Below are 23,885 nucleotides of genomic sequence, written 5' to 3'. Positions count from 1 at the left end.
AACCCAAGTCCGTAAAGTGGAAGTACTTCGACCCAACACGGCGTATTACTCCCAATTCAATCGTTACGGCCCACTAGCGCCGGCCGGGAGGGCAACGCGCGCTGACCGGTTCCGTCGCCCTGCTGCGTGGAGGCATGCAGATCGGCGATACTGCGCACCTGCGGTTCCGCGTCGGCTTCCGGCGGCTCCGGGACCAACGCCGATTCACTTCGTGGCATACGCCGAGCCAGCCCTGGCATGCAAAAGAAACCGATCTTCTTCGACCCCACCGGCCGACGTGCCATCCATGTCTCGCGGGTGGTGCTGCTCGCCGGCGTGCTCAGCACGCTGCTCGCGGCGGCCTGCGCGATCAGCCTGTTCGTCTGGCCGAGCATGGCGGGGCTGCACATCGGCGAACACAACCGCACCCGGCATGCGCTGGCCAACGTGAAGGCGGCCGATCCGGAGCTGCTGAAGCCGGCGGCGAAACTGGCCGCCGAAGTGCGCGCCCGGCAGAAGCTGCTGCACCCGCCGCGCACGCGCACCGGCAAGGCCGCTTCCGCGCATGCGCCGCCGCCGTCGCTGGACAAGCCGGCCGGCCGGCCGCTGGCGATCGGCTTCTACGTCAACTGGGACGACAGCAGCTACGCCTCGCTGAAGCGCACGCTGCCCACGCTGGACTGGGTGATCCCGACCTGGATGAGCATCAGCGGCCCCGACATGGCGCTGCACACCAGCGTCGACGCCAAGGCGCTGAACCTGATCCGCTCGAAAAAGCCGTCCACGCCGATCCTACCGTTGCTGCAGAACGCGGCGAACACGCAGTGGGACGGGCCCGGCCTGGCCCGCATGCTGGCCGATCCCGCACTGCGCCAGGCGCGCATCGCGCAGATCGTGGCGTTCCTCGCCGCCAACCGCTTCCAGGGCGTGACGGTGGACTTCGAGGAAGTGCCTACCGAGGCTCAGCCGGATTTCAAGGCGTTCCTGTCCGAGCTCAGCGATGCATTCAGCCCGCATGGCTGGGGCATCGTGCTCTCGGTGCCGTTCGATGAAGCCGGCTGGGACTACACCGGCTATGCCGGCATCGTCGACTTCGAGCTGCTGATGGCGTACGACCAGCACTGGGCCGGCAAGGACGCCGGCAGCATCGCCGGCGCCGACTGGTTCGAGCAGACGCTGGACAAGCGCATGAAGGAACTCGACCCCGACCACACCATCATCGCGATCGGCAACTACGGCTACGACTGGTCGCACGGCAGGAACGCCGAAACGCTGACCTTCCAGGATGCGATGGATCGCGCCTCCGATGCGCAGGCCGACGTCACGTTCGACCCGGACACGCTGAATCCGCATTTTTCCTACAGCGAGGACGACGGCAGCGCGCACCAGGTGTGGTTCCTCGACGGCGTCACCGCCTACAACCAGATCCACGTCGCCGACGACTACCAGCCCTACGGCTACGCGCTGTGGCGTCTGGGCTCGGAGGATCCGTCGGTATGGTCGGTGCTGGGCCGCCCCTACGGCGCCGCGGCACCGCCGGAGCTGCGCACGATCGGCCAGGGCGAGGACATCGACATCGAGGGCCAGGGCGAGGTACTGGAGGTCGTCTCGGAGCCCTCGCCGGGCGCCCGCACCCTCGACCTCGACAAAGACGACGGCAGCGTCGTCGACGAGAGCTACACCGCCCTGCCCAGTTCCTACGTGATCCAGCGCGCCGGCACCCTGCCGCACAAGATCGCGCTGACCTTCGACGACGGCCCGGACCCGGAGTGGACGCCGCAAATCCTCGACATCCTCAAGGCCAAGCAGGTACCGGCGACGTTCTTCATCATCGGCGCGAACGCCGAGATGTCGCCCCGGCTGGTGCAACGCGAGATCGCCGAAGGCCACGACGTCGGCAACCACACCTTCACCCATCCCAACCTCGGCGACAGCCCGCCCGGCATCGTGTCGCTGGAACTCAACGCCACCCAGCGCCTGTTCGAGGCCCTCACCGGCCACTCGATGCGGCTGTTCCGTGCGCCCTATTTCGGCGACGCCGAACCGACCACCGCCGACGAGCTGGTGCCGATCGGCATCGCGCAGAAGATGGGCTACATCTCGGTCGGCCTGCACATCGACTCGCAGGACTGGCAACGGCCCGGCGCGGACAAGATCGTCGACAACGTGCTGACCCAGGTCGCCGCCAGCAACCCGGAGCGCACCAGCCAGGTGGTGCTGCTGCACGACGCGGGCGGCGAACGCTCGCAGACGATCGCGGCGCTGCCGCGCATCATCGACGGCCTGCGTGCCAGGGGATACGAGTTCGTCACCGTGTCGACGCTGGCGGGGCTCACCCGCGAACAGACCATGCCGCCGCTGCCGCCGGGTTCGCTGTCGCGCTGGGCCGACCGCTCGGTGTTCCTCGCGCTGGGCTGGCTCGGCCACCTGATCCGCTGGCTGCTGGTCGTCGCCATCACGCTGGGCGTGGCCCGGCTGCTGCTGCTCGGTGGCCTCGCCCTGTTCAACCGGGCGCAGGAGCGCCGCCGCGCGAAGCCAGCGCTGCCGGACGATCCGCCGCTGGTCTCGGTGCTGATCCCCGCCTACAACGAGGAGAAGGTGATCGCCAGCTCGATCGGCCGGATCCTCAAGAGCCGCTACGCCAACCTCGAGGTGATCGTGGTCGACGACGGCTCGGTCGACGCCACCTCCGCGGTGGTGCGCGAGCACTATGCCGACGAACCGCGCGTGCGGCTGATCACCACGCCCAACGGCGGCAAGGCGCACGCCGTGAACACCGCGCTGCACGCGTCGAAGGGCGCAGTGGTGGTGGCGCTGGACGCCGACACCCAGTTCGAGCCGCACACCATCTCCCACCTGGTGCGCTGGTTCGCCGACCCGAAGGTCGGCGCCGTCGCCGGCAACGCCAAGGTCGGTAACCGGATCAACCTGATCACCCTGTGGCAGGCGCTGGAATATGTCACCGCGCAGAACCTGGAACGCCGCGCGCTGGCCGCGCTGGGCGCGATCACGGTGGTGCCGGGCGCGGTCGGCGCCTGGCGGCGCGAGGCACTGGAACGGCTCGGCGGTTTCCCCGCCGACACGCTGGCGGAGGACCAGGACCTCACCATCGCGGTGCAGAAAGCCGGCTACCACGCCCTGTTCGACGCCGAGGCGATCGCCTGGACCGAAGCACCCGACACGTTCCGCGGCCTCGCCCGGCAGCGTTTCCGCTGGGCCTACGGCACTTTGCAATGCCTGTGGAAACACCGCGACGCCACCTTCAACCCGCGCTACGGCGCGCTGGGCACGGTGGCGCTGCCACAGGTGTGGCTGTTCCAGATCCTGTTCTCGGTGGTGTCGCCGCTGGTCGACCTGGTGCTGGTGTGGCAGATCGTCAGCACCAGCCTCGACTACCTGCAGCACCGTGCCCAGTTCGACGACACCAACCTGCTGCGCATGCTGGCGTTCTACGCCGCCTTCATGGCGGTCGACCTCGGCGCCTCGGCACTCGCCTTCGCGATGGAGAAGAAGGAACGCTGGAGCCTGTTGTGGTGGCTGGTGCTGCAGCGCTTCGGCTACCGCCAGCTGATGTACTACGTGGTGGTGCGTTCGGTCTGGACCGCCATCCGCGGCCCATCGGTGGGCTGGGGCAAGCAGGAGCGCAAGGCGACGGTGAACGCCAGCGAGGAATTGAAATCGTGAGCGGCGACTGCGGATCCTAGTTCGCCAGCGGCTCGGTCAGCGTGGGCCGCTGCACGCTCAACGCGGTACCCGCCGCCGCCACGATGATCGCCCCGATGGCCAGCCACTGCAGCAGGCTGAGCCGCTCGCCCAGCAACGCCACGCCAGCCACCGCCGCGACGGCCGGCTCCAGGCTCAGCAAGGTACTGAACGTGCGCGCCGGCAGCCGGGTCAGCGCGACCATTTCCAGCGAATACGGCAACGCGGAGCTGAGCACCGCCACGCCCAATGCATACGGCAACAGCGCCGGCGACAACAGCGCGCTGCCGGCATGCGCGACGCCGAACGGGATCGCCAGCAAGGCGCCGATCGAGGTGCCCAGCGTCACTGCATCGGCGCCGTGGGTCGCCCCCGCCTTCTTCCCCAGCACGATGTACAGCGCCCAGCCCACGCCGGCGGCCAGCGCGTACATCACGCCCACCGGATCGAGCGTCTGCACCTGCCCACGCAGCGGCAGCAGCAGGGCCAACCCGGCCACCACCAGCCCGATCCAGGCGAAATCGAGCAAGCGGCGCGAACCGAACAGCGCCAGCGCCAGTGGCCCGGTGAATTCCAGCGCCACCGCGATGCCCAGCGGGATCGTGCGCAGCGACATGTAGAACACCAGGTTCATCGCCCCCATCGAGAGGCCATAGCCCCACAGCGCACGCCAGTCACGCCGGCCAATGCCCTGATGGGCGCCGGACCGGCGCCACGGCCGCCGCCACAGCAGCAGGATCAGCGCGCTGAGCCCCAGCCGATAAGCCGTGGCGCCCTGCGCGCCGACCTGCGGGAACAGATGCTTGGCCAACGACGCGCCGCACTGGTACGAGACCATGCTGATCAACAGCATGCCGATCGCCAGCGCGAGCGGAGCAACGGTGGAGCGTGGTGACATGAGTGCGGCCATGGCGGGAGACCCCGCCATGATGCGCGAAGACTCGGGCGGAGCCCACCATGCCAGCCCTCCCGCCGCCGCCATTGCTGACAGCGCCTGACAGCAATGCGCAGCGCGTGCCGGCATCCCTCATTCAGCCGTCGCCGCGCATCCGCATCGTCAGCCCCTTCAGAAAGTTGCGCAGCAGCTGGTCGCCGCACAGCTTGAAATTCTTGTGGTCGGGCTGGCGGAACAGCGCGCTGAGTTCCGGCTTGGAGACCGGGAAACCGGCGCTTTCGAGGATCTGGTGCATGTCCACGTCCTTCAGCTCGAACGCCACCCGCAGCTTTTTCAGCACCACGTTGTTGGTGACGCGCTTCTCCGGCGGGCGCGGCGGCCGGCTCTCGTCCTTGCCGCGGCGATGGAACACCAGGCCGTCGAGGAACAGCGCCAGCACCTTGTTGCTGCACTCGGCGTAACCGGGCTCGTCGTCCTTCTTCAGGAGCGCCTGCACGTCTTCCTTGCCGAGCGGAGAGGCCGCATCCGCGAGGTGGATGATCTCCACCACCCTGCCGTCGCTGAGGTCGAGCATGTAGCGGATGGCGCGCAATACGTCGTTGTTGATCATGGGGTCCGGTCGGTCCTGCGGGGGGCGCCATGCTACCGCACCGGCCCCACGTACCCGGTGAAGCCGGTCGGCGCACCGCGCCTACCGATGCCCGGCGGTTTGCCTTAACCTCGCCACCCATGGATGCTGCGGTCGCCCCCGATACGATGCCGATACCGGCCTGCGCGTGCGCCGAGCTCGCCGCGGTCGAGACGCCGCATGTGCATCACCGCGGCGCGCCGCATCACTTCCTGCCGCGCGAATCCCGTGACCGGATGTATCCACCGCCGGAGTTGCCCCCGAAACGGCCCGAGCCATGAGCGGAACGCTGTCCACGCTGGCCCAGCCGTGCCGCCACCAGGAAGAGATCAGGAAGAGCCGCTTCCTCGCGCAGGCCGCTCCGGTCGAATCCACCGAGCGCGCTCTGGCGTTCGTGCGCGAGGCGGGCGACCCCACCGCCACGCACAATTGCTGGGCCTACCGCATCGGCCAGGATTACCGCTTCAACGACGACGGCGAACCCGGCGGCACCGCCGGCCGGCCGATCCTGCAGGCGATCGAGGGACAGGCAATGGATCGCGTCGTGGTGCTGGTGACGCGCTGGTACGGCGGCATCAAGCTGGGCGCCGGCGGCCTGGTGCGTGCCTACGGCGGCACCGCGGCGGAATGCCTGCGCCGCGCCGGGCGCGTGACTATCGTGGCGATGGCGCGACTGGGCCTGCACTGCGACTTCGCCGAGCTGGCGCTGCTCAAGGCGCGGCTGGCGGAGCTGGGTGCCGAGGTCGAGCAGGAGCGTTATGAGGCCGACGGCGTCGCGCTGCAGCTGCAGCTGCCGCAGGATCGAGTGGCCGCCGCCCAGGCGCGCGTGCGCGACCTCAGCCGCGGCCGCCACGAGGCGCGCGTACTGGATTGAATCCGCACCCGGCCGGTGCCACCGCGCCGCACGATTGAATCGCCGGCGGCGGCCCCCATGTGTTTCGGGATTCCGTCGCGGCGAGCACCATGAGCACACCCCAGACACCCGATGCCCGATCGCCGCGCCGCATCGGCGCGCTCCGCGAACTCTGGCCGTTCCTGAAACCGCACCGCGCCCTCGCGTTCGGCTGGCTGCTGTTCCTGGCGCTGTCCTCCGGCGCCTCGCTGGTGCTGCCGATGGCGTTCCGCCACATCATCGACCAGGGCTTCGGGCATTCCAGCCAGGCGGTGATCAACCAGACCTTCGTCGCCCTGTTCGGCGTGGCGCTGGTGCTGGCGTTCGCCACTGCAGCACGCTACTTCTGCATCACCCTGCTCAGCGAGCGGGCGCTCGCCTCGCTGCGGCAGACGCTGTATGCGCACGTGATCCGGCTCGACGTGGGCTTCTTCGAGAAGAGCCGCGTGGGCGAGCTGCTGTCGCGGCTGAGCGCCGATACCGAAGTGGTGCAGGCGCTGATCGGCTCGGGCGTGTCGGTGGCGCTGCGCAGCGCGGTGATGCTGGTGGGCGCGGCGGTGGCGATGGTGTGGACCGCGCCGTCGCTGGCCGGCCTCACCGCGCTGGTGATCCCGGCGGTGATGCTGCCGATCCTGGTGTTCGGCCGCCGTGTGCAGAAATTGTCGCGGGCCAGCCAGGACCGCCTCGCCGACGCCGCCGCGATCGCCAACGAAACGCTCAACGCCTCCACCGCGGTGAAGGCGTATGCGCGCGAGGACATCGAGAGCACCCGCTACGGCGGCGCGATCACCCGCGCACTGGCCACCGCGCGCCGGCGCATCGGCATGCGCGCACTGCTGACCATGGCGGTGATCGTGCTGGTGTTCGGTGCGATCACGCTGGTGCTGTGGGCCGGCGCACGCCACGTGCTCGCCGGTACCCTGGGTGCCGGCGTGCTGGGCCAGTTCGTGCTGTACGCGGTATTCGCTGCCGGCTCGGTGGCGGGCCTGTCCGAGGTATGGGGCGACGTGCTGCGTGCGGCCGGCGCGATGGAGCGCATCGGCGAACTGCTCGCCGAACGCGCCGACATCGTCGACCCGCCGCAGCCGCGCGCGCTGCCGCAACCGATGCGCGGCGAACTGCGCTTCGACGGCGTGACCTTCCACTACCCCACCCGCCCCGACACGGCGGCGCTGCACGACTTCACCCTGACCGTGCGCCCCGGCGAGACGGTGGCCCTGGTCGGCCCCTCCGGCGCCGGCAAGAGCACGGTGTTCGCCCTGCTGTTGCGCTTCTACGATCCGCAGAGCGGCAGCATCCGCATCGACGGCATCAACCTGCGCGAAACCACCCTGGCCGGCTTGCGTGGCGCGATCGCGCTGGTGCCGCAGGAAACCGTGATCTTCGCCGGCAGCGCCGCGGACAACATCCGCTTCGGCCGCCAGGACGCCGGCGACGACGAAGTACGCGAAGCCGCCCGCGCTGCCGAGGCGCACGAGTTCATCGGCGCGCTGGACCACGGCTACGACGCCGAACTGGGCGAGCGCGGCGTGCGCCTGTCCGGCGGCCAGCGCCAGCGCATCGCGATCGCCCGCGCGATCCTGCGCGACGCGCCGCTGCTGTTGCTGGACGAGGCCACCTCGGCGCTGGACGCACAGTCCGAGGCCGCGATCCAGCAGGCGCTGGCGCGGCTGGAACAGGGCCGCACCACGCTGGTGATCGCCCATCGCCTCGCCACCGTGCAGCGCGCCGACCGCATCGTGGTGATGGACGGCGGCCGCATCGTGGCGCAGGGCACGCACGAGAGCCTGCTGGCCGAGGGCGGGCTGTACGCGGAGCTGGCAAGGCTGCAGTTCGTGGCTTGACGAGGCCCCACCAGAAAAGCCGGTTCCGTAGGGCGGACACCGTCCGCCACAGCTTTGTGCCTAGATGCGGCGGACGGTGTCCGCCCTACGGAGCCGTGCCGCCCGACACCGTCGGAATGGCTCAACCCGCCAGCGTGGCGTTGTCGATCACGAAGCGGTACTTCACGTCGCTCTTCACCATGCGGTCGTAGGCCTTGTCGATCCGCTGTGCCGTAATCATCTCGATGTCCGCGACGATGCCCTTCTCCGCGCAGAAATCCAGCATCTCCTGGGTCTCGGCGATGCCGCCGATCAGCGAGCCGGCGATCGCCCGGCGCTTGAAGATCAGGTTCGCGATGTTCGGCGTCGGATGCGGGTGCTCCGGCACGCCGACCAGCACCAGGGTGCCGTCGCGCCTGAGCAGCGAGGTGTACGCATCCAGCGAGTGGCTGGCGGCCACGGTGTTGAGGATGAGGTCGAAGCTACCGACTTGCGCGCGCATCTCGCCCTCGTTGCGCGAGACCACCACATCGTCCGCGCCCAGGTCCAGCGCATCCTGGCGCTTGCTTTCCGAAGTGGTGAACGCCACCACGTACGCGCCCATCGCATGCGCGATCTTCACACCCATGTGGCCCAGCCCGCCGATGCCGACCACGCCGACCTTCTTGCCCGGGCCGGCGTTCCATTGCCGCAGCGGCGAATAAGTGGTGATGCCCGCGCACAGCAGCGGCGCGACCGCCGCCAACTGCTCCTCCGGATGGCGAATCTTCAGCACGAACTTCCGGTCCACCACGATGCGCTGCGAGTAACCGCCCAGCGTGTGGCCGGGCGCATCCTTGGTCGGGCCGTTGTAGGTGCCGACGAAACCGTTCTCGCAGTACTGCTCCAGCCCTTCGTCGCAGGACGCGCAATGCTGGCAGCTGCCCACCAGGCAGCCCACGCCCACCGTGTCGCCGACCTTGAAACCGCTCACCTCACTGCCGACGGCGCTGACGTGGCCCACGATCTCGTGGCCGGGCACGCAGGGATACAGCGTGCCACCCCATTCGGAGCGCACGGTGTGCAGGTCGGAATGGCAGACGCCGCAATAGACGATGTCGATCTGCACATCCTGCGGGCCGGGCGCGCGGCGCTCGATATCGATCGGCTGCAGCGGCTTGTCGGCGGCATGCGCGCCGTAGGCTCTGGTCGTCATGGCGTTATCCTCGCTGGGAATGGGGAGCGGGGAGTGAAGGAATGGGGTCGGGATGCCGAACCTACAAGGTATTCTCCGCCAGTCACTTTCCCGCTCGGTGCGTCGAAGCATTCCGCTCCGCATCCACCATACGTTTGACGGTGGCCACGAATTCACGCCGCGCGGCGACCAGTGCATCGGAAGTCGCATGCGGCCACGCACCCACCTGGGCGATCACCAGCTGGCGCGCGGGATCGACGTAAACCATCTGGCCGAAGATGCCGATCGCCGCATAGCTGCCGTCGGTGTCGGTCCACCATAGGTAGCCGTAGCCGCGGTCGGGATCATCGACGCTTTCCTGGCGGCGAAGGGCGCCATCCAGCCACGCCTTGGCGATCACCGGCTTGCCCGCGATGCGGCCGCCGTCGAGCATGAACTGGCCCAGCCGTGCGTAGTCGCCCAGCGTGGCCGACAGGCCGCTGCCCCCGGTGTCGCTGCCGTCGCATTCGTCCTTGATCCAGTACGCATCGGCGGCCATGCCGTACGGTTTCCAGATCGCCTGCGACAGGTAGGCCGCCAGCGAGCGGTGCGTGGTCCGCTGCACCAGGATGCCGAGCAGGTCGGTTTCCGCGGTGTTGTAGTTCCAGTGCTTGCCGGCAGGCCACTGCCGTGGCTGCTTCGCCAGGTACGACAGGATATGCGCGCGGCTGTCGACACAGGCGTGGAGATACATCTGTGCCACATCGGACTTCGCATCGGCGTAGTCCTCGTTCCAGCGCACGCCGGAGGTCATCGTCAGCAACTGCTGCACCGTGACATCCGCGTAGGCGCTGCCACGCAATTCCGGGATGTAGCTGCCCAGCGTGTCGTCCATGCTGCGGATATAGCCCTGCTGCAGGGCGATCCCCAGCAAGGTGGAGGTGACCGACTTCGCCACCGAGAACGACTCCCAGCGCTGGTCCGGCCCGAAGCCCAGCGCATAGCGTTGCAGTCGCACGCGTCCATGCTGCAGCACCATCACCCCGGCGAGGTGGTGCTGGTCCATGTAGCTGGCCAGAAACGCCGCACCCTCCTGCCCGGCGACTTTCAGCGTGCGGCCCTGCGGCAACGCATGGACATGCGTGCCGTGTTCGGCGCGATCGCTGGGAAACCGCTCGTACATCTTGCGGAACTGCGCCTCGCGCTGCGCCTGCGGCCAGAACAGTACCGCCTCGCGCTGCTGGCCGATGGTGGGTTTGACCGGTTCATCCGCGGCTGCCGGAAACGCGACGACCAAACAAAGTGCGGCGGAGAGCAGGCGAGTGCGAATCGCTGAAACCATGGATGAGCCTGGATCGGGTGAAGGCGAGACCACAATGATATCGGCCAGCGCGCGCGGGGAGCGACCCGCTACAGTTCGATGCCGAAGTCAGCGGAGTGCAGGTAGATATTCATCGAACCAACCAAGTAGTCATGAACCTTCCGGATGTGGCTCGGAAGGTCGGCACTGAGGTTGCCGTGATCGTCAGCCGGATAGGATGCCAGAGACAATATTAGGCGCTACGCGTGGCTGCCTCTAAATTGTCCCTGACACCTTTCCGCTATCCCTTTCCGCTATCAAGTCGACCACAGGGTGAAACATGCCCTGTGGTCGACTTGATAAACTACTTCAGACGCGACTTGAAGTCATTGCAGGCGAGTTGGTACGTGGAGTTCGTTTTACCAACTTTCTGCGGATCATAGTTCGCCATCGCAATGAAGCCGTGATACACCTGCATGAACTTCCTCAAGTTACTAGTCAGGAATTTCTTCGGATCTACTCGCCAAACGACTTCGCCGTCCTTGTATTCCATCAGTTCGCGCAGCGCCCAAACTACCGGCGCGATGAACCCCTCAGGGAAATCGAACTTGACCTCTTTCTGATAGTACTTCGCTCTCGGCGGGACCGCCAAATACTTCTTCTCGCGAGGGTTGTATTTACCTGGTTCAAAAATGCGTACGCTCGAGATACGACCAAATCCGGGAGATACGTCGTTATACGCCTCAGGAAAGAGTGTATAAACGTGGTCGAACAATGCGGGGATATCGTGCATGATGCCGATTGCGCTTTTTACCGCTGGATTCGTCAACTCGCGAATATCTCCCTTTGTCTTCTGGCTGACGTTGTCGCTCTGCATGAGCGAATTGAAAGCCGTAACGCAGTACCCTTTGTTGCGATAGATATTCACTGGGTTGAAGGCGGTTACCTCCGGCAGGCTCAGCTCCTCCGGCAAAACCGACAATGGAATCCACGTGAGTGCAACCAAATCGCGTGCCTTGATACGACCTCCGTCGTTCGTTTTCCACTCCACCTCCTCAACCAAAGGAGGGTCAAGTGCAGCACGAAGGGCGTCGTAGTATCCAGCCTTGTTTGCTTTCGTTTCGTCAGTCAGCTGTGCGTTATTATTACGTGCTTGGGCAATTTCGAGAATTGCACCTTCGTATGCGTCCCGACCCTCTGCTGAATCCTGCGGATAGATAATTTCGGTAGGAATGACAAACACAAGCTCCTTCTTTACCTCATCGATTTCACTGCGGTACTTAGACCAGACGGGGGACACTTCTTCCCACCTTCGCACCGACCTCAACGCCTTCTTGGCCTCTTTCTCACCAATTGCCTGACGAATGATAAAAAGCGCAATAGCAAGCATGTTATGCCCACCATCGAGGACGCCTTCAATATCCTCATCGTTGAATGAGAGCTCGAACCTACTACGTTCCAGTTCCCTGCAATTTGCGGAGGCAAGCAAAATCCCCTTCGACTTGAACGGAAACAGGTCCGGAGAAGTCTCGAGGGTTTCAGTAATAGCGTCGGTGACTGCACCGGTCTTTGCTTCACGCGGGTTTGCATGCAGATCCGCCACATCAATGAGGCGAATCATACTATCCGCGGTAATGGTTCCTTCGATGCGCTGCAGACTATAACGCTCGCTGCGGCAAGCTTCATCGAACTTCAGAATTACAGTGTGACTCTTCATTCTTAACTCCTTGCGGCTTCGTTGAGATACGAAACTCGGAACAAGGAGTCGGCGGTAAGCGCAATGCAAATGGCACTGTTATCAACCAGCCGACTTCTCAGTCGAGCCTCATCCGTCGTCCCATCCGGGACTTCCTGCCATCCGGCAGGTATGCCTTTTTCAAGGCCGGATTACGCTAGCACGTTAAAAAAATGCTGTCAATTACCAAATAAGATAAACAGACGAAACAGGGGAGAACAACCGCTCCCAACGCTCGTCAGCTGCTACGCAGCCCAGCTTGACCCTCAAAGCTCCACACAATCAAACCGCCGATCCGCATCCACCTCCGCCTCATAGTCCACATCCGCCCGGTCAAACCCGAACAGCTTCAAGAACTCATGCTTGTAGCCGTCGTAGTCGGTGATCTGGCGGAGGTTTTCGGTGGTGACGGTGGGCCAGACGGTCTTGCAGGCGTCCTGCACGACGTCGCGCAATTCCCAGTCGTCCAGACGGATGCGGCCTTCGTCATCGGTCGGCGCCGCCTTGCCATCGGCGCGATAGAGACGATCGTGAAACAGGCGGTTGACCTGTTCGATCGGGCCTTCGTGGATGCCCTGCTCTTTCATGATCTTGAAGGCGATGGACACGTACAGCGGGATCACCGGAATGGCGGCGCTGGCCTGGGTGACCACGGACTTCATCACGCCGACGTAGGCTTCGAGGCCAGGATGGCGGCTGCGCAATTGCTTCGCGGTGTCGTCCAGGTGCTGCTTGGCCTGGCCGAGCGTGCCGTGCCAGTACATCGGCCAGGTGATCTCGGTGCCGATGTAGCTGTAGGCGATGGTCTTGGCGTGCTCGGCGAGCACACCGGCGCCACTCAGCGCGTCGATCCACAGCGCCCAGTCCTCGCCGCCCATCACGGTGACGGTGTCCTTGATCTCCTGCTCGGTGGCCGGCTCAATGGTGGCTTCGATCACCGTGTCCTTGTTGGTGTCGACCGAGGTGTTGGTGAACGGCTCGCCGATGGTCTTCAGCGCCGAGCGCACCACTTCGCCGGTGTCGGGCAGCTTGCGCACGGGCGAGGCCAGCGAGTAGACGACCAGGTCGATCGGGCCACCCATCTCGTTCTTGATGATCTCGATGGCGCGGGCGCGGGTCTCGTGGGCGAACGCGTCGCCGTTGATCGACCTGCTGTACAGGCCGGCCTGCTTGGCGGCCTTGTCGAACGCGGCGGAGTTGTACCAGCCGGCGGTGCCGGTCTTTTCCGCGCTGCTGGGCTTCTCGAAGAACACGCCGAGCGTGGCTGCGCCGTAGCCGAACGCCGCGGTGATCCGCGAGGCGAGGCCGTAGCCGGTGGAGGCGCCGATGACAAGCACGCGCTTCGGGCCGTTGCCCGTGTGAGCAGCCGCCCTGGTGACGGCGATCTGATCGATCACGTTGTGCTCGCAGCCGACCGGATGGGCGGTGACACAGATGAATCCACGCACTTTGGGGGTGATGATCACGCGACGGCTCCTGCTGGCAGATTCGCAATCCGTCATCTTAACCAAGCCGGGGCGCCATGCGCTGCCGTAGGGAACCGCAGGCCTACGCGCCTGCAACGCGGCCACCAGGGCGCGCACTTCCCTAACGTCGCTGCGCAGCTCGCCGCCTTCCATCCCGGCCAGCGGGGCGCGCCAGTGCCGCATGGCGGACGGCAGCTGGCATTTGGCGGAGGCGTGGAATTCGCGGGCACCAGTGGCGGCGACCAGGGCCGCGATGTTCTTCGCGGTGATGCCGGCGCCCGGCATCACCGCGAGGCGCCCGTTCGCCTGCACGACCAGGTCGCGGATCAACGTGGCGCCTTCCGTGGCGCTGGCCTGCAAGCCAGAGGTCAGCACGCGCTCGCAGCCCAGCGCGACGACGTCCTCCAGCGCGCGCACCGGGTCGCGGCTCATGTCGAAGGCACGGTGGAAGGTGACGCCCAGCTTGCCAGCCGCGGCGACCAGGGCACAGCAACGCGGCATGTCCACCTTGCCCTCGGCACCGAGCACGCCCAGCACTACGCCTTCGCAGCCCAGCGCCACGCACGCTTCGATGTCGCGCTGCATCGTCTCGCACTCCAGCTCGCTGTACAGGAAGTCGCCGGCGCGCGGGCGGATCAGCACGTACAGCGGGATGCGCAGGCGATCCCTGGCCAGCGCGATCTGCGCGTGCGACGGCGTCAACCCGCCCAGTTCCAGCGCGGTGCACAGTTCGACCCGGTCCGCCCCGCCCTGCTGGGCGGCCAGTGCGGAGGCGACCGAGTTGGCGGCAATTTCCAGGATCACGAGTAGCTCGTGGTGTAGACGCTGGGCGACGGGATCAGGGCGTCCTGCTTATGCGCATCGCACACGGCATACGAGAAACCATGCTGGATCGCATACGCGCCCGCCTCGCCCGCGCGGTTCATTGCCAGGAAGCCGACCTGCAGGGTCTTCGATGCCTCCGGGCGCTTCTTCACGATGCGCATTACCGCCTCCCTGCACGCTTCCTGCGGCGAGCGGCCCTGGCGCATCAGTTCGACGACCAGGAAGCTGCCGGCATTGCGGATCACCTCCTCGCCGACGCCGGTGGAGGTGGCGCCGCCGACTTCGCCGTCCACGTACAGGCCGGCGCCGATGATCGGGCTGTCGCCGACGCGGCCGTGCAGCTTCCACGCCATGCCGCTGGTGGTGCAGGCGCCGGCGAGGCGGCCCTGCGCATCCAGCGCCAGCATGCCGATGGTGTCGTGGTTGTGTGCGCCGCCGGGCATGCCGGTGCGGCCGTAGTCGTGCACTTCGCTGTTGATCGACGGCTGGTAGTGCGCCGTCTTCTGCCACTCGTGCCAGGCCTTCTCGGCTTCCGGCGTGAGCAGGTTTTCCTTCCTGAAGCCCTGCTCCAGCGCGAACTGCAGCGCACCGTCGCCGACCAGCAGCACGTGCGGCGTGCGTTCCATCACGCGCCGTGCCACCGAGATCGGATGCTCGATGTATTCCAGCGCGGCCACCGCGCCGCAGTTGCCGTCGGCGTCCATGATGCTGGCGTCGAGAGTGACGCGGCCGTCGCGGTCAGGGTAGCCGCCCTTGCCCACGCTGTGGTTCTTCAGGTCCGACTCGGGCACCTGCACGCCGGCTTCGACCGCATCCAGCGCACGGCCGCCCTTGCCCAGGATCGCCCAGGCCGCCTGGTTGGCGGCAATGCCGAAATCCCAGGTCGAGACGACCCGCACACTCGATGCCTTCGGTGGCCGGGCCACCGTCCACGCGGCCAGCCGGTCGCCCCACGCGAACATCGAAGCCGAAGCCCCCAGCAGGGAGGCCTTGAGGAAACGCCTGCGGTCGGTCACTGCCTTCTCCCATGCCTGAAAACAAAAACCCCGCACAGGATGCGGGGTTTCGTTCTTGCTTTACAACATTGGCCGGGCTGATCAGGCGACCGCTTCGACCGCCGATGCCTGGGCGCCCTTCGGACCTTGGGTCACTTCGAACTTCACGCGCTGACCTTCCTGCAGGCTGCGGAAGCCCTTGCTAGTGATCGCCGAGAAATGGACGAAGACGTCCGCACTGCCGTCCTCGGGTGCGATGAAGCCGAAACCCTTGGCATCGTTGAACCACTTGACCGTACCGAAACTCATTTGAGCGAACCTCTGGATCCATGGAATGGGTGCGCCAGGAACTGCACCGAACCGTCGTTCTCCCCCTGGGCTCGCCCGCCCCCGGCCAGAGAAAAGTAGCAATATGTGAAGGCCCAGTGCAATACGAAAAAACCCGGCCGGTCCACAAATTCGCCGTGGCGCTCAGCTTTGCAGCATCGCGCCGAGGATGCGCGGTACCTCGGCGGTGGCCGCCGCCAGGTGCGCGAAGATCTCCTCGATGCTGATCTCGGCCTCGTCGCCGCAGCCGGCAGCGAAGTTGGCGACCAGCGCCAGGCAGGCGTACTCCAGGCCCAGCTCGCGCGCCAGCGCCGCTTCGGGCATGCCGGTCATGCCGACCAGATCGCAGCCGTCGCGCTTCAGCCGCGCGATCTCCGCGCGTGTTTCCAGCCGCGGCCCCTGGGTGGCGCCGTAGCAGCCGCCGCCGATCACCTCGACGTTCGCGGCGCGCGCCGCCGCCAGCAGTTGCAGGCGCAACGCCTCGGTATACGGCTCGCTGAAGTCGATATGCTTCACCTCGGCGCCCTCGACGTCGCAATAGCTGGTGTAGCGGCCGTGGGTGTAGTCGATCAGCTGGTCGGGCACCACGATCACCCGCGGCCCCATGTCGCCGCGGATGCCGCCCACCGCGTTGACCCCCACCACCCGGCGTGCGCCCAGGCTGTGCAGCGCCCACAGGTTGGCGCGGTAGTTGACCCGGTGCGGCGGCAGCGTGTGGCCCTCACCGTGGCGGGCCAGGAAGGCGATGCGCTTGCCGGCGAAATCGCCGGTCACGACATCACCCGATGCCGCGCCGTAGGGCGTATCCACCACCTGCCGCGTGGTGTTTTCCAGGCCCGGGAACTTGTACAGGCCGCTGCCGCCGATCACGGCAAGGTCGATGGAGGCGTGGTCAGGATGAGGCATCGTGGTGATCCGTTGCAGTCTGGAGTTGAAGGGCGCACTTACTCCCTCACCTGCTTGCAGGGGAGGGTTGGGGTGGGGTCGCTCTTGATCTCCAAGTCAAAGGCAAGAGCTCTACCCCCCTCCCGACCTCCCCATGCAAGCAGGGGGAGGAGCGAAACCCTATTCCGCGCTCTCGGCCTTCAACGCATAGATCCCCGGCAGGTTGCGGCCCTGCTCGTAGTAGTCCATGCCGTAGCCGAACACGTAGCGGTCCGGCAGTTCGACGCCGTTGAAGTCGGAGGCGATGCCATCGACCAGGCGGTCGTGCCGTTTGGTGCACAGGCTGGCGATCAGCACGCGCTTCGCCCCGCGCCGGTAGCAGTCGTCGCGCACCTCCTTCAGCGTATGGCCTTCGTCGAGGATATCGTCGACCAGCAGCACCGTGCGGCCGGCCAGCGGCACCGCCGGCTCGCGCAACCAGTGCAGCTCGCTGCCACTGGTGGCGCCGCGGTAGCGGGTGGCGTGCACGTAGTCGAATTCCAGGTCGGTGCGGATCGCCAGCGCGAGCTGACCGGCGAAGATCAGTGCGCCGTTCATCACGGTGAGGAACACTGCGCGCTCGCCGTCCAGCGCGGCATCGATGCGCCGGCCGATGTCGGCGATCACGCCGTCCAGGGTGTTGCGGGCGTACAGCAGTTCGGACTGTGCCAGTGCATCGGCCAGGGGTGGGATCGGAGTATTCATGCGATTCCTCGGTCGGCATGCAGGGCCGTGATGCGCGCGATGAAGCGGTCGCGCTGCGGGTTGTCGGTGAGGTTATCCCAGCTGGCGCCGATGGCGCCGCGCAGGGCGGCCAGTCGCGGCGGTACCGGCGCGGCGGCGGCCGGCAGCGCGGCGATCGCTTCGTCCACCACCTCGGGGAAACAGGTCAGCACCAGGTCGCAGCCGGCGTCCAGATGCGCGCGCACCCGTTCGCCGACGCTGCCGGCGGCGCCGGCCGCGGCCATGCTGATGTCGTCGCTGACCACGGCGCCGGCGAAGCCCAGTTCGCCGCGCAGGATCTGCTTGATCCACACTTTCGAGTAACCCGCCGGGTGGCTGTCCACCGCCGGGTAGGTGACATGCGCCATCATCACCGCCTCGACCCGCGCCTCGATGCACTCGGCGAACGGCAGCAGGTCGTCGCGGCGGATCGCGTCCAGGCTGCGCGGATCGATCGCCTGTGCCTTGTGCGTGTCGGCGGCGACCGAGCCATGTCCCGGGAAATGCTTGAGCACCGCCGCCATGCCGCCCAGATGCATGCCGCGCACGTAGGCCTGGGCCAGTTCGGCGGTCGCCGCCGGATCGGCATGGAACGCGCGCAGGCCGATCGCCGCATTGCCGCGGGCCAGGTCCACCACCGGCGCGAAACTGAAATCGACGCCGCTGGCGCGCAGCTCGCTGGCCATCACCCAGGCGTGCTCCTCGGCCAGGCGGACTGCCTCGCCGGGATCGCGGTCGTACACCGCGCCGATCGCCGCCAGCGGCGGCAGCCGGGTGAAGCCGTCGCGGAAGCGCTGCACCGGGCCTCCCTCCTGGTCGACCGCGATCAGCAGGTCCTCGCCGCCGGCCTCGCGGATCGCCTCGCACAGCGCGATCAGCTGCCCGCGCGAGGCGTAGTTGCGCACGAACAGCAGCACGCCGGCCACGCCGGGCGCGCGGAGCCAGCGCTGCTCGTGTTCGGCCAGTTCCAGCGCGGCCACGCCGATCATCAGCATGCGGCATCCTCCGCGGCGCGTTCCGCCGGCGACCACCGACGGTACGGATGCGCGATCAGGTTGGCGTTGTAGTAGCGCGTCAGCGCGCTCACCTCGCGGCCCAGCCACGAAGGCCGCGGAAACGGCGCATCGACCGCCGGCAGCTCGACTTCGGCGACGACCAGGCCATGGTTGTCGCCCTTGAACTCGTCGACCTCGAACAGCACGCCGTCGACCCGCACATGGTGGCGGGTCTTCTCCAGCACGCCATCGCACAACGCGGCCAGCAGGCTCCTGGCGTCCTCCACCGGGATCGGGTACTCGAATTCCGCCCGCGCGATACCGGGCGTGGCGGCCTTGATGTTGAGCCAGGCCCGTTCGCCGGTCAGCCGCGCGCGCACCGAGGCACGCGCACTGCCGTCACGCAGCGCCTTCGCACCAACCAGATAGCCCTGCGCGATCGGCTCGCTGCGCTCGACGGCGGCGCGCCAGTCGTCGTTGGCCAGCAGGAATTTTCGTTCGATCTCGATAGGCATGAAGGTCGGGAGTGAGTGGAAAGGAGTGAGAAGTGAGAGGGAGCAAAGGCAAAGCGCCTGGCTAGCCTGCCCCGCTTGGTCCAAGGTGGCAACAGCATGCCGCGCCACGCAGTGGCTTTCTCTCGCTTCTCACTCCTCTCCACTCACTTCTCGCTCCTCACCGCTCGAACAGCGCGATGGATTCGACGTGCGAGGTATGTGGGAACATGTCCATTACCCCGGCTGCGGCCAGCCTGAAGCCGTGCCGCTCGACCAGGATGCCGGCGTCGCGCGCCAGCGAGGCGGGATGACAGGAGACGTAGACGATGCGGCGCGTCTGCTTGTGCGGCAGGTATTCCAGCACCTTGTCCGCGCCGGCACGCGGCGGATCGAGCAGCAGCTTGTCCCATGGCTGCTTCGCCCAGTCGGCGGTGCGCTGGTCCTCGAACAGGTTCGCGACGTGGAAGCGTGCGTTGGCGATGCCGTTGCGCGCGGCATTCTGCGCCGCCCGCTCGACCAGGCCATGCTCGCCTTCCACGCCTGCCACCTCGGCCACGCGGCGTGCGATCGGCAGGGTGAAATTGCCGAGGCCGCAGAACAGGTCCAGCACGCGGTCGGTGGGCTGCGGATCGAGCAGTTCCATGGCGCGCGCCATCATCCGCTGGTTCATGCCGGCGTTGACCTGCACGAAATCGAGCGGCTGGAACTCCAGCTCGACGTCGGCGAAGCGCGCGTCGCCGCTGGCGATGCGGAAGGCCAGCCGCGGGTTTTCCGGCCACACCGGATGCACGCTGCTGGTGCCGCCCGGCTGCAGGTAGATCGCGAAACCGTGCTGCTGGCCGAATGCGGTCAGCGCACTCTGGTCGCGTTGGCTCAACGGCTGCATGTGGCGGAACACCAGCGCCATGACGTCGTCGCCGGCGGCGAACTCGATCTGCGGGATGTCGTCGACCGCATCCATCGTGCCGAGCAGCTCGGCGAGCAGGCCCACCTTCGGGCCCAGCGCCGGATGCATCACTTCGCACTGCTGGATCTCGGTGACGAAGCGCGGGTTCTGCTCCTCGCGGAAACCCACCAGCACGCGCCCTTTCTTCGCCACGTTGCGCACCGACAGCCGGCCCTTGCGCCGGTAACCCCACGGCTCGGCAGTGAGCGGCGGCAGCCACGCCTGCGGCGCGACCTTGCCGATGCGTTCGAAGTTTTCCGCCAGCACGCGCTGCTTGGTCCCGATCTGCGTGGCCGCGTCCAGATGCTGCAGCGAGCAGCCGCTGCACTCGGCGAAATGGCGGCAGCGCGGCTCCACCCGGTGCGGCGAGCGGGTGATCAGCTCGACGACTTCGGCTTCGTCGAAGTGGCGATGGCGCTTGCGCAGCCGGGCCAGCACCTGTTCGCCCAGCAGCGCGCCGCTGACGAACACGGCCTTGCCGTCGACCCGTGCCACGCCGCGGCCATCATGGCCGAGGTCGGTGATGTGGGCTTGGAAAGGCGTCGACGAAACGGAATTGGATCGGGACATGAGTCGTAAACGGAAGGGGCCGTGCCGGCTGGCCCGCGATTATCCCAGATCGGCCCCGTTGACGCCCACGGCTACTTCTTCTGCCAGGCGCCGGATGCGTTCTGGTAGTACCAGCCTGCGTGTGCCTTCTCGATCCAGCTCTTGGCGAACGTGGCGCGGATCTGCGCCTCCCATTCCGGGTGGTTGTTGGCATTAGCGACCTCGCGATACAGCGCGGCGCGGTCGCGGTTCTCGTCGGCCACCGTGGCATTCGCCTGCGCGCGCTGGCTCAGCGGCACCTTGGCGGCATCGCGCATGGCCACCATGCCGTCGCGGGTGAAGCCCGCCGCGCCGCTGTCGAGCAGGTCGCCCAGCGCACCCTGGAAGCGCCCCTGCATGCGCTGGCTGATCGCTTCGGTGGCGGCGGTCTGGATGCGGATGTCCGGCGTGTCGGCGGCATGTGCAGCCGGTACCAGCAGGTCGAGCAGCATCGCCGACGGCTGGCCATCCGTCGCAGCAGGCTTGGACTGCTTCGGCGCTGGCGCGGGATTGGCCCCCGCGTTGTCCAGCACCTTGCCGATGAACTGGTCGGCGGCCTTCTGCGCCGCCGCCTCGGGGAAGTACACGTTGATGGTGACGCAGCCGACCAGCGCCACGGCCAGTGCGGTCAGGACGACGTAGACGAGCTTGCGCATGACGTTGCTCCCGGTTTGACGACGAAGTTTGACGACGGGGGTCGAGGGTGGCGTTCAGCGAACTTCCGGCGCCGTCCCGTGCACCGCTTCCTGCAGACGCCGCACCAGGGTCGGCCAGTCGACCCTGGTCTGGTGGCCTATCACCTGCAGTCGCGGCAGGCCGCTGCCTTCGACCATAGTGTAACCATCATCGGTGGTGTCCAGCCCGCCCATCTGGCACACGGCGCCTCGCAACGTGCAGTCGAGGCCGATGCGCTTGTAGCCAAAGGTCTTGAACAGTTTCAACATGGCACCCTGCAGGCCCGCGGCGATGCCGCCGCCACCGACCGTGGTGAGGTTGTTCACGGCGCGCTGGCTGATCCGCCCGCCCTGGCTGGCGCGCAGGCTTGCCTCGAACGCCACCGGGCTCCAGTTGACCAGCCGCAGGTTGCGGATCGAACCGTCCAGCGGCCCGGTGATGTTGCCGAAATCGAACACGCTGGTGATCGCCGCCAGATCCAGCTGCTGCATCGCGATGTCGCCGGTCAGCACCGGATTCGCCCCGAATGGCTGCTGCAGCGAGAGCCGGGTGATGTCGACGAAGCCGCCGAACAGGTTGGCCGACAGCCCGCCCTGCAGCTCGAAGCCGTCATCGATCCAGCGCAGCGATGGAACCGCGCCGCCGAGCGTGCCGGGGAAGGCCGGCCAGCCCATCGCCTGGCTGAAGGCGCTCATGTCCACCCCGGTCAGCGCCAGCGACGCCGCCAGCCGCTGGCCTTTCGCCGCCGCCGGGCGCCAGTCCAGCTCGCCGATCCGCAACTGGCCCTGCAGTACCGGCATCTGCAGCGGCTGCAGCAGGCCGAGCGTGCCGTTGCGGCTGCGCCACTGCGCCTGTGCGGCACCGAGGGGAACGCGGTAGAACTGCAGGCGGCGCCAGCCGAGCGTGCTGGCCGGACGGTCGCCGTCGGCCACCCAGTCCAGCCCGCCCTGCAGGCCGTCGATCGCCAGATGGCCGTCGGCATCGGCCAGGTCCAGGCCATCCGTATTGAACGCAAAGCCGCGCAGGCCTTCGGGGCGCAAGTCCAGGCTGCCATTCAACTGGCCGCGGATACGCATGTTGCGCAGGCCCAGCGTGCCGAGCCAGGCCTCGCCGTAGCGCTGGTAGGCGGCGGGAAAACTGGCGTGCAGGCGCTCCAGCCGCAGTGTCCTCAAGCTGCCCCTGGCGTCGAAGCCCAGTGCGCCGTCGAGCTGCAGGGCGTCGGCATCGTTCAGGCGCAAACGGCTCAGCTCGATCGCCCCGTTCTGCGCGCTCGCGCGCAGGGCGAGCTGCACCGGATGATCCGGCAGCTTCGCATACAGCGGTCCGAGCAACAGTTCGCCGCCGTGCAGGCTGGTGTCCAGGTCGACCCGGGCCGGGCCGCCGGTGGTATCGAGGGTGAAGCGCCCGGTGCCGCCCAGGCCCTGCCCGGCCATGGTGCCGCCCGGCGTGTCGAAACCGACGCCGCGCAGGGTGAACTGGCCGGACGACTGCAGGCCGGGGCTGCGCAGGTCCAGCGCCAGTTCGGCATCCAGCCGCCCGCCGGTGGGGCGGCCCGACCATACCGTGCCGAGCAGGCCCTGCAGCCATCCGGCGGGAAGGTTGTAGAGGTTGATCTGCGCGTGGGTCGGCTGGTCCAGCGGGAACGCGCTCCGGGCATGTGCCTTGCCCTGCCGGATGTCGACCTGCAACGTATTGGCCGCCTCGCTGAGCAGCACGTTCACGTGGGCATCGCCGAGCGCGCCGCCGGGGGCCCCGGCCAGGCGCATGTTGCCGTCCATGATCCAGCGCAGCCGCGCATCCCGCTGCAGGTTGCCATCGAGGTTCAGGGCCAGCCGCCGCCAGCCCATCGCCGGCACGTCCGCCTGCTCTGCGCTCAACTGCAGACGCAAGCCACCGGCCGCGTCCTCGCCGAGGCGGACGCTTACCCCCTGCAGGCGCAGGCCGGGCACGCTGATCGATTTCGCCGTCAGCAGCACGTCCGCCCGTGCAGGCAGCACCCAGCCTAGGCCCAGCAGCAGGCAGCAGAGCAGCAACAGATGGCTTGTGTTTGAACGCATGTGGCGCCATTCTGCCAAATCAAGCTGAACGACATGGATTTTGTCATGACCAGCCACCTTGCCGACCCCGATCCGGACCCGATCGACCTCGCCCGCCCACGCGTGCTGGTAGCCGACGACGACCCCGGCAGCTGCCGTTTCCTGTGCGACGGGCTCGATTCGCTGGGCGCCCGCGCGCAGGCCTGCATGGACGGTCTGGTGGCGCTGCAGCTCGCCCGCACCGAGGCCTTCGACCTGCTGCTGCTCGACTGCCGCATGCCGGGCGCCGGCGCACGGCAGATCCTAGCCGCGTTGCGCGAAGACCCGCTGGCGCATTCGACGGAAGGCCTCGCCGTCGCCACCACCGCCGAGCTGACGCCGGACGGTCGCCAGCCGCTGCTCGACGCCGGTTTCAGCGAGGTGCTGGTCAAGCCTTGCGGGCTGGCGGAGCTGCAGCGCGTGCTGGCCCTGGTACAGCCGGAGCGCGACGAGGCCTCCATGCTGGACGACCGCGCCGCACTGGACACCACCGGCGACGCCACCACCATGCGCGCGCTGCGCCTGCTGCTGCGCGAGGAACTGGCCCTGCTCCGGCAGGAACTGGACCCGCTGAGCCGCGATCGCGACGGCTTCAGCGAGCGCCTGCACCGGCTGCGTTCGTCCTGCGGTTTCTGCGGCGCGGCCGCGCTGTCGCGGTAGACCGTGCTGCTGCAGCAGCAGGTTTCGCGGAGGTGCGCCCCGTCTGCCGCCCTCGCCCGCCTTCCCCCCCTCCCCCCCGTGCAAA

The 23,885-nt window shown here is 67.4% G+C and carries 19 protein-coding genes and 1 pseudogene; 4 read left to right on the top strand and 16 right to left on the bottom strand.

Annotation, left to right across the window (positions count from 1 at the left end):
• Positions 1-237 precede the first annotated feature (237 nt).
• Positions 238-3,663 (top strand): trifunctional glycoside hydrolase family 18/polysaccharide deacetylase/glycosyltransferase family 2 protein, encoded by a 3,426-nt coding sequence (locus tag AC1Q5A_RS07275; RefSeq protein ID WP_492699689.1) that lies wholly within the window; start codon positions 238-240, stop codon positions 3,661-3,663.
• A gap of 16 nt (positions 3,664-3,679) precedes the next feature.
• Here the strand turns inward: AC1Q5A_RS07275 and AC1Q5A_RS07270 are convergent, their stop codons facing one another.
• A complete protein-coding gene (locus AC1Q5A_RS07270; RefSeq protein ID WP_492699688.1) occupies positions 3,680-4,579 on the bottom strand; it encodes an EamA family transporter in 900 nt (299 codons plus the stop codon).
• Positions 4,580-4,712: 133 nt separating this feature from the next.
• Entirely contained in the window at positions 4,713-5,186 is a 474-nt protein-coding gene (locus AC1Q5A_RS07265; protein ID WP_492699686.1) for a YehS family protein, read from the bottom strand.
• 295 nt (positions 5,187-5,481) lie between these two features.
• On the opposite strand from AC1Q5A_RS07265, the gene AC1Q5A_RS07260 reads away from it, so the two are divergent.
• A complete protein-coding gene (locus AC1Q5A_RS07260) occupies positions 5,482-6,078 on the top strand; it encodes an IMPACT family protein (RefSeq protein WP_492699684.1) in 597 nt (198 codons plus the stop codon).
• An 89-nt stretch (positions 6,079-6,167) separates the two neighbouring features.
• A complete protein-coding gene (locus tag AC1Q5A_RS07255; RefSeq protein WP_492699682.1) occupies positions 6,168-7,940 on the top strand; it encodes an ABC transporter transmembrane domain-containing protein in 1,773 nt (590 codons plus the stop codon).
• A 121-nt stretch (positions 7,941-8,061) separates the two neighbouring features.
• On the opposite strand, the gene AC1Q5A_RS07250 is transcribed toward AC1Q5A_RS07255, so the two are convergent.
• From AC1Q5A_RS07250 to AC1Q5A_RS07185, 14 genes and pseudogenes are all read right to left on the bottom strand, one after another.
• Entirely contained in the window at positions 8,062-9,114 is a 1,053-nt protein-coding gene (locus AC1Q5A_RS07250; RefSeq protein ID WP_492699680.1) for an NAD(P)-dependent alcohol dehydrogenase, read from the bottom strand.
• Positions 9,115-9,196: 82 nt separating this feature from the next.
• Positions 9,197-10,414 carry a serine hydrolase domain-containing protein gene (locus tag AC1Q5A_RS07245; protein WP_492699679.1) on the bottom strand — a complete coding sequence of 406 codons (1,218 nt, stop codon included), beginning with the start codon at positions 10,412-10,414 and terminating at the stop codon, positions 9,197-9,199.
• A 322-nt stretch (positions 10,415-10,736) separates the two neighbouring features.
• Complete coding sequence (locus AC1Q5A_RS07240) at positions 10,737-12,089, bottom strand: hypothetical protein (RefSeq protein WP_492699677.1); 1,353 nt, start codon at positions 12,087-12,089, stop codon at positions 10,737-10,739.
• 284 nt (positions 12,090-12,373) lie between these two features.
• Positions 12,374-13,573, bottom strand: coding sequence for an enoyl-ACP reductase FabV (fabV, locus tag AC1Q5A_RS07235; protein WP_492699709.1), 1,200 nt, complete (start codon positions 13,571-13,573; stop codon positions 12,374-12,376).
• A 93-nt stretch (positions 13,574-13,666) separates the two neighbouring features.
• Positions 13,667-14,377: pseudogene (locus tag AC1Q5A_RS07230) on the bottom strand (copper homeostasis protein CutC); the annotation flags it as partial.
• On the bottom strand, positions 14,374-15,414 hold the full coding sequence (locus AC1Q5A_RS07225) for a glycosylasparaginase (protein WP_492699676.1): 1,041 nt from the start codon (positions 15,412-15,414) through the stop codon (positions 14,374-14,376). The gene AC1Q5A_RS07225 and the pseudogene AC1Q5A_RS07230, both read right to left, overlap by 4 nt.
• A gap of 81 nt (positions 15,415-15,495) precedes the next feature.
• A complete protein-coding gene (locus AC1Q5A_RS07220; RefSeq protein WP_114340894.1) occupies positions 15,496-15,702 on the bottom strand; it encodes a cold-shock protein in 207 nt (68 codons plus the stop codon).
• Positions 15,703-15,864: 162 nt separating this feature from the next.
• The gene (locus tag AC1Q5A_RS07215; RefSeq protein ID WP_492699674.1) at positions 15,865-16,626 is read right to left on the bottom strand and encodes an S-methyl-5'-thioinosine phosphorylase; all 762 of its coding nucleotides are present in this window, start codon (positions 16,624-16,626) and stop codon (positions 15,865-15,867) included.
• A gap of 159 nt (positions 16,627-16,785) precedes the next feature.
• Positions 16,786-17,349 (bottom strand): hypoxanthine-guanine phosphoribosyltransferase, encoded by a 564-nt coding sequence (locus AC1Q5A_RS07210; protein WP_492699672.1) that lies wholly within the window; start codon positions 17,347-17,349, stop codon positions 16,786-16,788.
• On the bottom strand, positions 17,346-18,362 hold the full coding sequence (gene nagZ / locus AC1Q5A_RS07205) for a beta-N-acetylhexosaminidase (RefSeq protein WP_492699670.1): 1,017 nt from the start codon (positions 18,360-18,362) through the stop codon (positions 17,346-17,348). Before nagZ ends, AC1Q5A_RS07210 begins: the two co-directional genes overlap by 4 nt.
• Complete coding sequence (locus AC1Q5A_RS07200) at positions 18,356-18,877, bottom strand: CYTH domain-containing protein (RefSeq protein ID WP_492699668.1); 522 nt, start codon at positions 18,875-18,877, stop codon at positions 18,356-18,358. Before AC1Q5A_RS07200 ends, nagZ begins: the two co-directional genes overlap by 7 nt.
• 157 nt (positions 18,878-19,034) lie before the next feature.
• Positions 19,035-20,372: a 23S rRNA (uracil(1939)-C(5))-methyltransferase RlmD gene (rlmD, locus tag AC1Q5A_RS07195; protein WP_492699666.1), complete on the bottom strand. Its 1,338-nt coding sequence runs from the start codon at positions 20,370-20,372 to the stop codon at positions 19,035-19,037.
• A gap of 71 nt (positions 20,373-20,443) precedes the next feature.
• Positions 20,444-21,046 (bottom strand): YdbL family probable chaperone protein, encoded by a 603-nt coding sequence (locus tag AC1Q5A_RS07190; protein ID WP_492699664.1) that lies wholly within the window; start codon positions 21,044-21,046, stop codon positions 20,444-20,446.
• Positions 21,047-21,100: 54 nt separating this feature from the next.
• On the bottom strand, positions 21,101-23,122 hold the full coding sequence (locus tag AC1Q5A_RS07185; protein ID WP_492699662.1) for a translocation/assembly module TamB domain-containing protein: 2,022 nt from the start codon (positions 23,120-23,122) through the stop codon (positions 21,101-21,103).
• 45 nt (positions 23,123-23,167) lie between these two features.
• Between AC1Q5A_RS07185 and AC1Q5A_RS07180 the strand changes: the two genes are divergently transcribed.
• Entirely contained in the window at positions 23,168-23,800 is a 633-nt protein-coding gene (locus AC1Q5A_RS07180) for a response regulator (protein WP_492699660.1), read from the top strand.
• Positions 23,801-23,885 lie beyond the last annotated feature (85 nt).

It is taken from the genome of Rhodanobacter sp. GW835-FHT13D09 (assembly GCF_058793995.1).
Note: the sequence above shows the minus strand (reverse complement) of the source record. Positions and strands in the feature narration are given on the sequence as shown.

Excerpts from the sequence above, each read along its gene's own strand:
- AC1Q5A_RS07275 (WP_492699689.1), top strand. The coding sequence starts at position 238 with ATGCAAAAGAAACCGATCTTCTTCGACCCCACCGGCCGACGTGCCATC.
- AC1Q5A_RS07270 (WP_492699688.1), bottom strand. The coding sequence starts at position 4,579 with ATGTCACCACGCTCCACCGTTGCTCCGCTCGCGCTGGCGATCGGCATG.
- AC1Q5A_RS07265 (WP_492699686.1), bottom strand. The coding sequence starts at position 5,186 with ATGATCAACAACGACGTATTGCGCGCCATCCGCTACATGCTCGACCTC.
- AC1Q5A_RS07260 (WP_492699684.1), top strand. The coding sequence starts at position 5,482 with ATGAGCGGAACGCTGTCCACGCTGGCCCAGCCGTGCCGCCACCAGGAA.
- AC1Q5A_RS07255 (WP_492699682.1), top strand. The coding sequence starts at position 6,168 with ATGAGCACACCCCAGACACCCGATGCCCGATCGCCGCGCCGCATCGGC.
- AC1Q5A_RS07250 (WP_492699680.1), bottom strand. The coding sequence starts at position 9,114 with ATGACGACCAGAGCCTACGGCGCGCATGCCGCCGACAAGCCGCTGCAG.
- AC1Q5A_RS07245 (WP_492699679.1), bottom strand. The coding sequence starts at position 10,414 with ATGGTTTCAGCGATTCGCACTCGCCTGCTCTCCGCCGCACTTTGTTTG.
- AC1Q5A_RS07240 (WP_492699677.1), bottom strand. The coding sequence starts at position 12,089 with ATGAAGAGTCACACTGTAATTCTGAAGTTCGATGAAGCTTGCCGCAGC.
- AC1Q5A_RS07220 (WP_114340894.1), bottom strand. The coding sequence starts at position 15,702 with ATGAGTTTCGGTACGGTCAAGTGGTTCAACGATGCCAAGGGTTTCGGC.
- AC1Q5A_RS07215 (WP_492699674.1), bottom strand. The coding sequence starts at position 16,626 with ATGCCTCATCCTGACCACGCCTCCATCGACCTTGCCGTGATCGGCGGC.
- AC1Q5A_RS07210 (WP_492699672.1), bottom strand. The coding sequence starts at position 17,349 with ATGAATACTCCGATCCCACCCCTGGCCGATGCACTGGCACAGTCCGAA.
- nagZ (WP_492699670.1), bottom strand. The coding sequence starts at position 18,362 with ATGCTGATGATCGGCGTGGCCGCGCTGGAACTGGCCGAACACGAGCAG.
- AC1Q5A_RS07200 (WP_492699668.1), bottom strand. The coding sequence starts at position 18,877 with ATGCCTATCGAGATCGAACGAAAATTCCTGCTGGCCAACGACGACTGG.
- rlmD (WP_492699666.1), bottom strand. The coding sequence starts at position 20,372 with ATGTCCCGATCCAATTCCGTTTCGTCGACGCCTTTCCAAGCCCACATC.
- AC1Q5A_RS07190 (WP_492699664.1), bottom strand. The coding sequence starts at position 21,046 with ATGCGCAAGCTCGTCTACGTCGTCCTGACCGCACTGGCCGTGGCGCTG.
- AC1Q5A_RS07185 (WP_492699662.1), bottom strand. The coding sequence starts at position 23,122 with ATGCGTTCAAACACAAGCCATCTGTTGCTGCTCTGCTGCCTGCTGCTG.
- AC1Q5A_RS07180 (WP_492699660.1), top strand. The coding sequence starts at position 23,168 with ATGACCAGCCACCTTGCCGACCCCGATCCGGACCCGATCGACCTCGCC.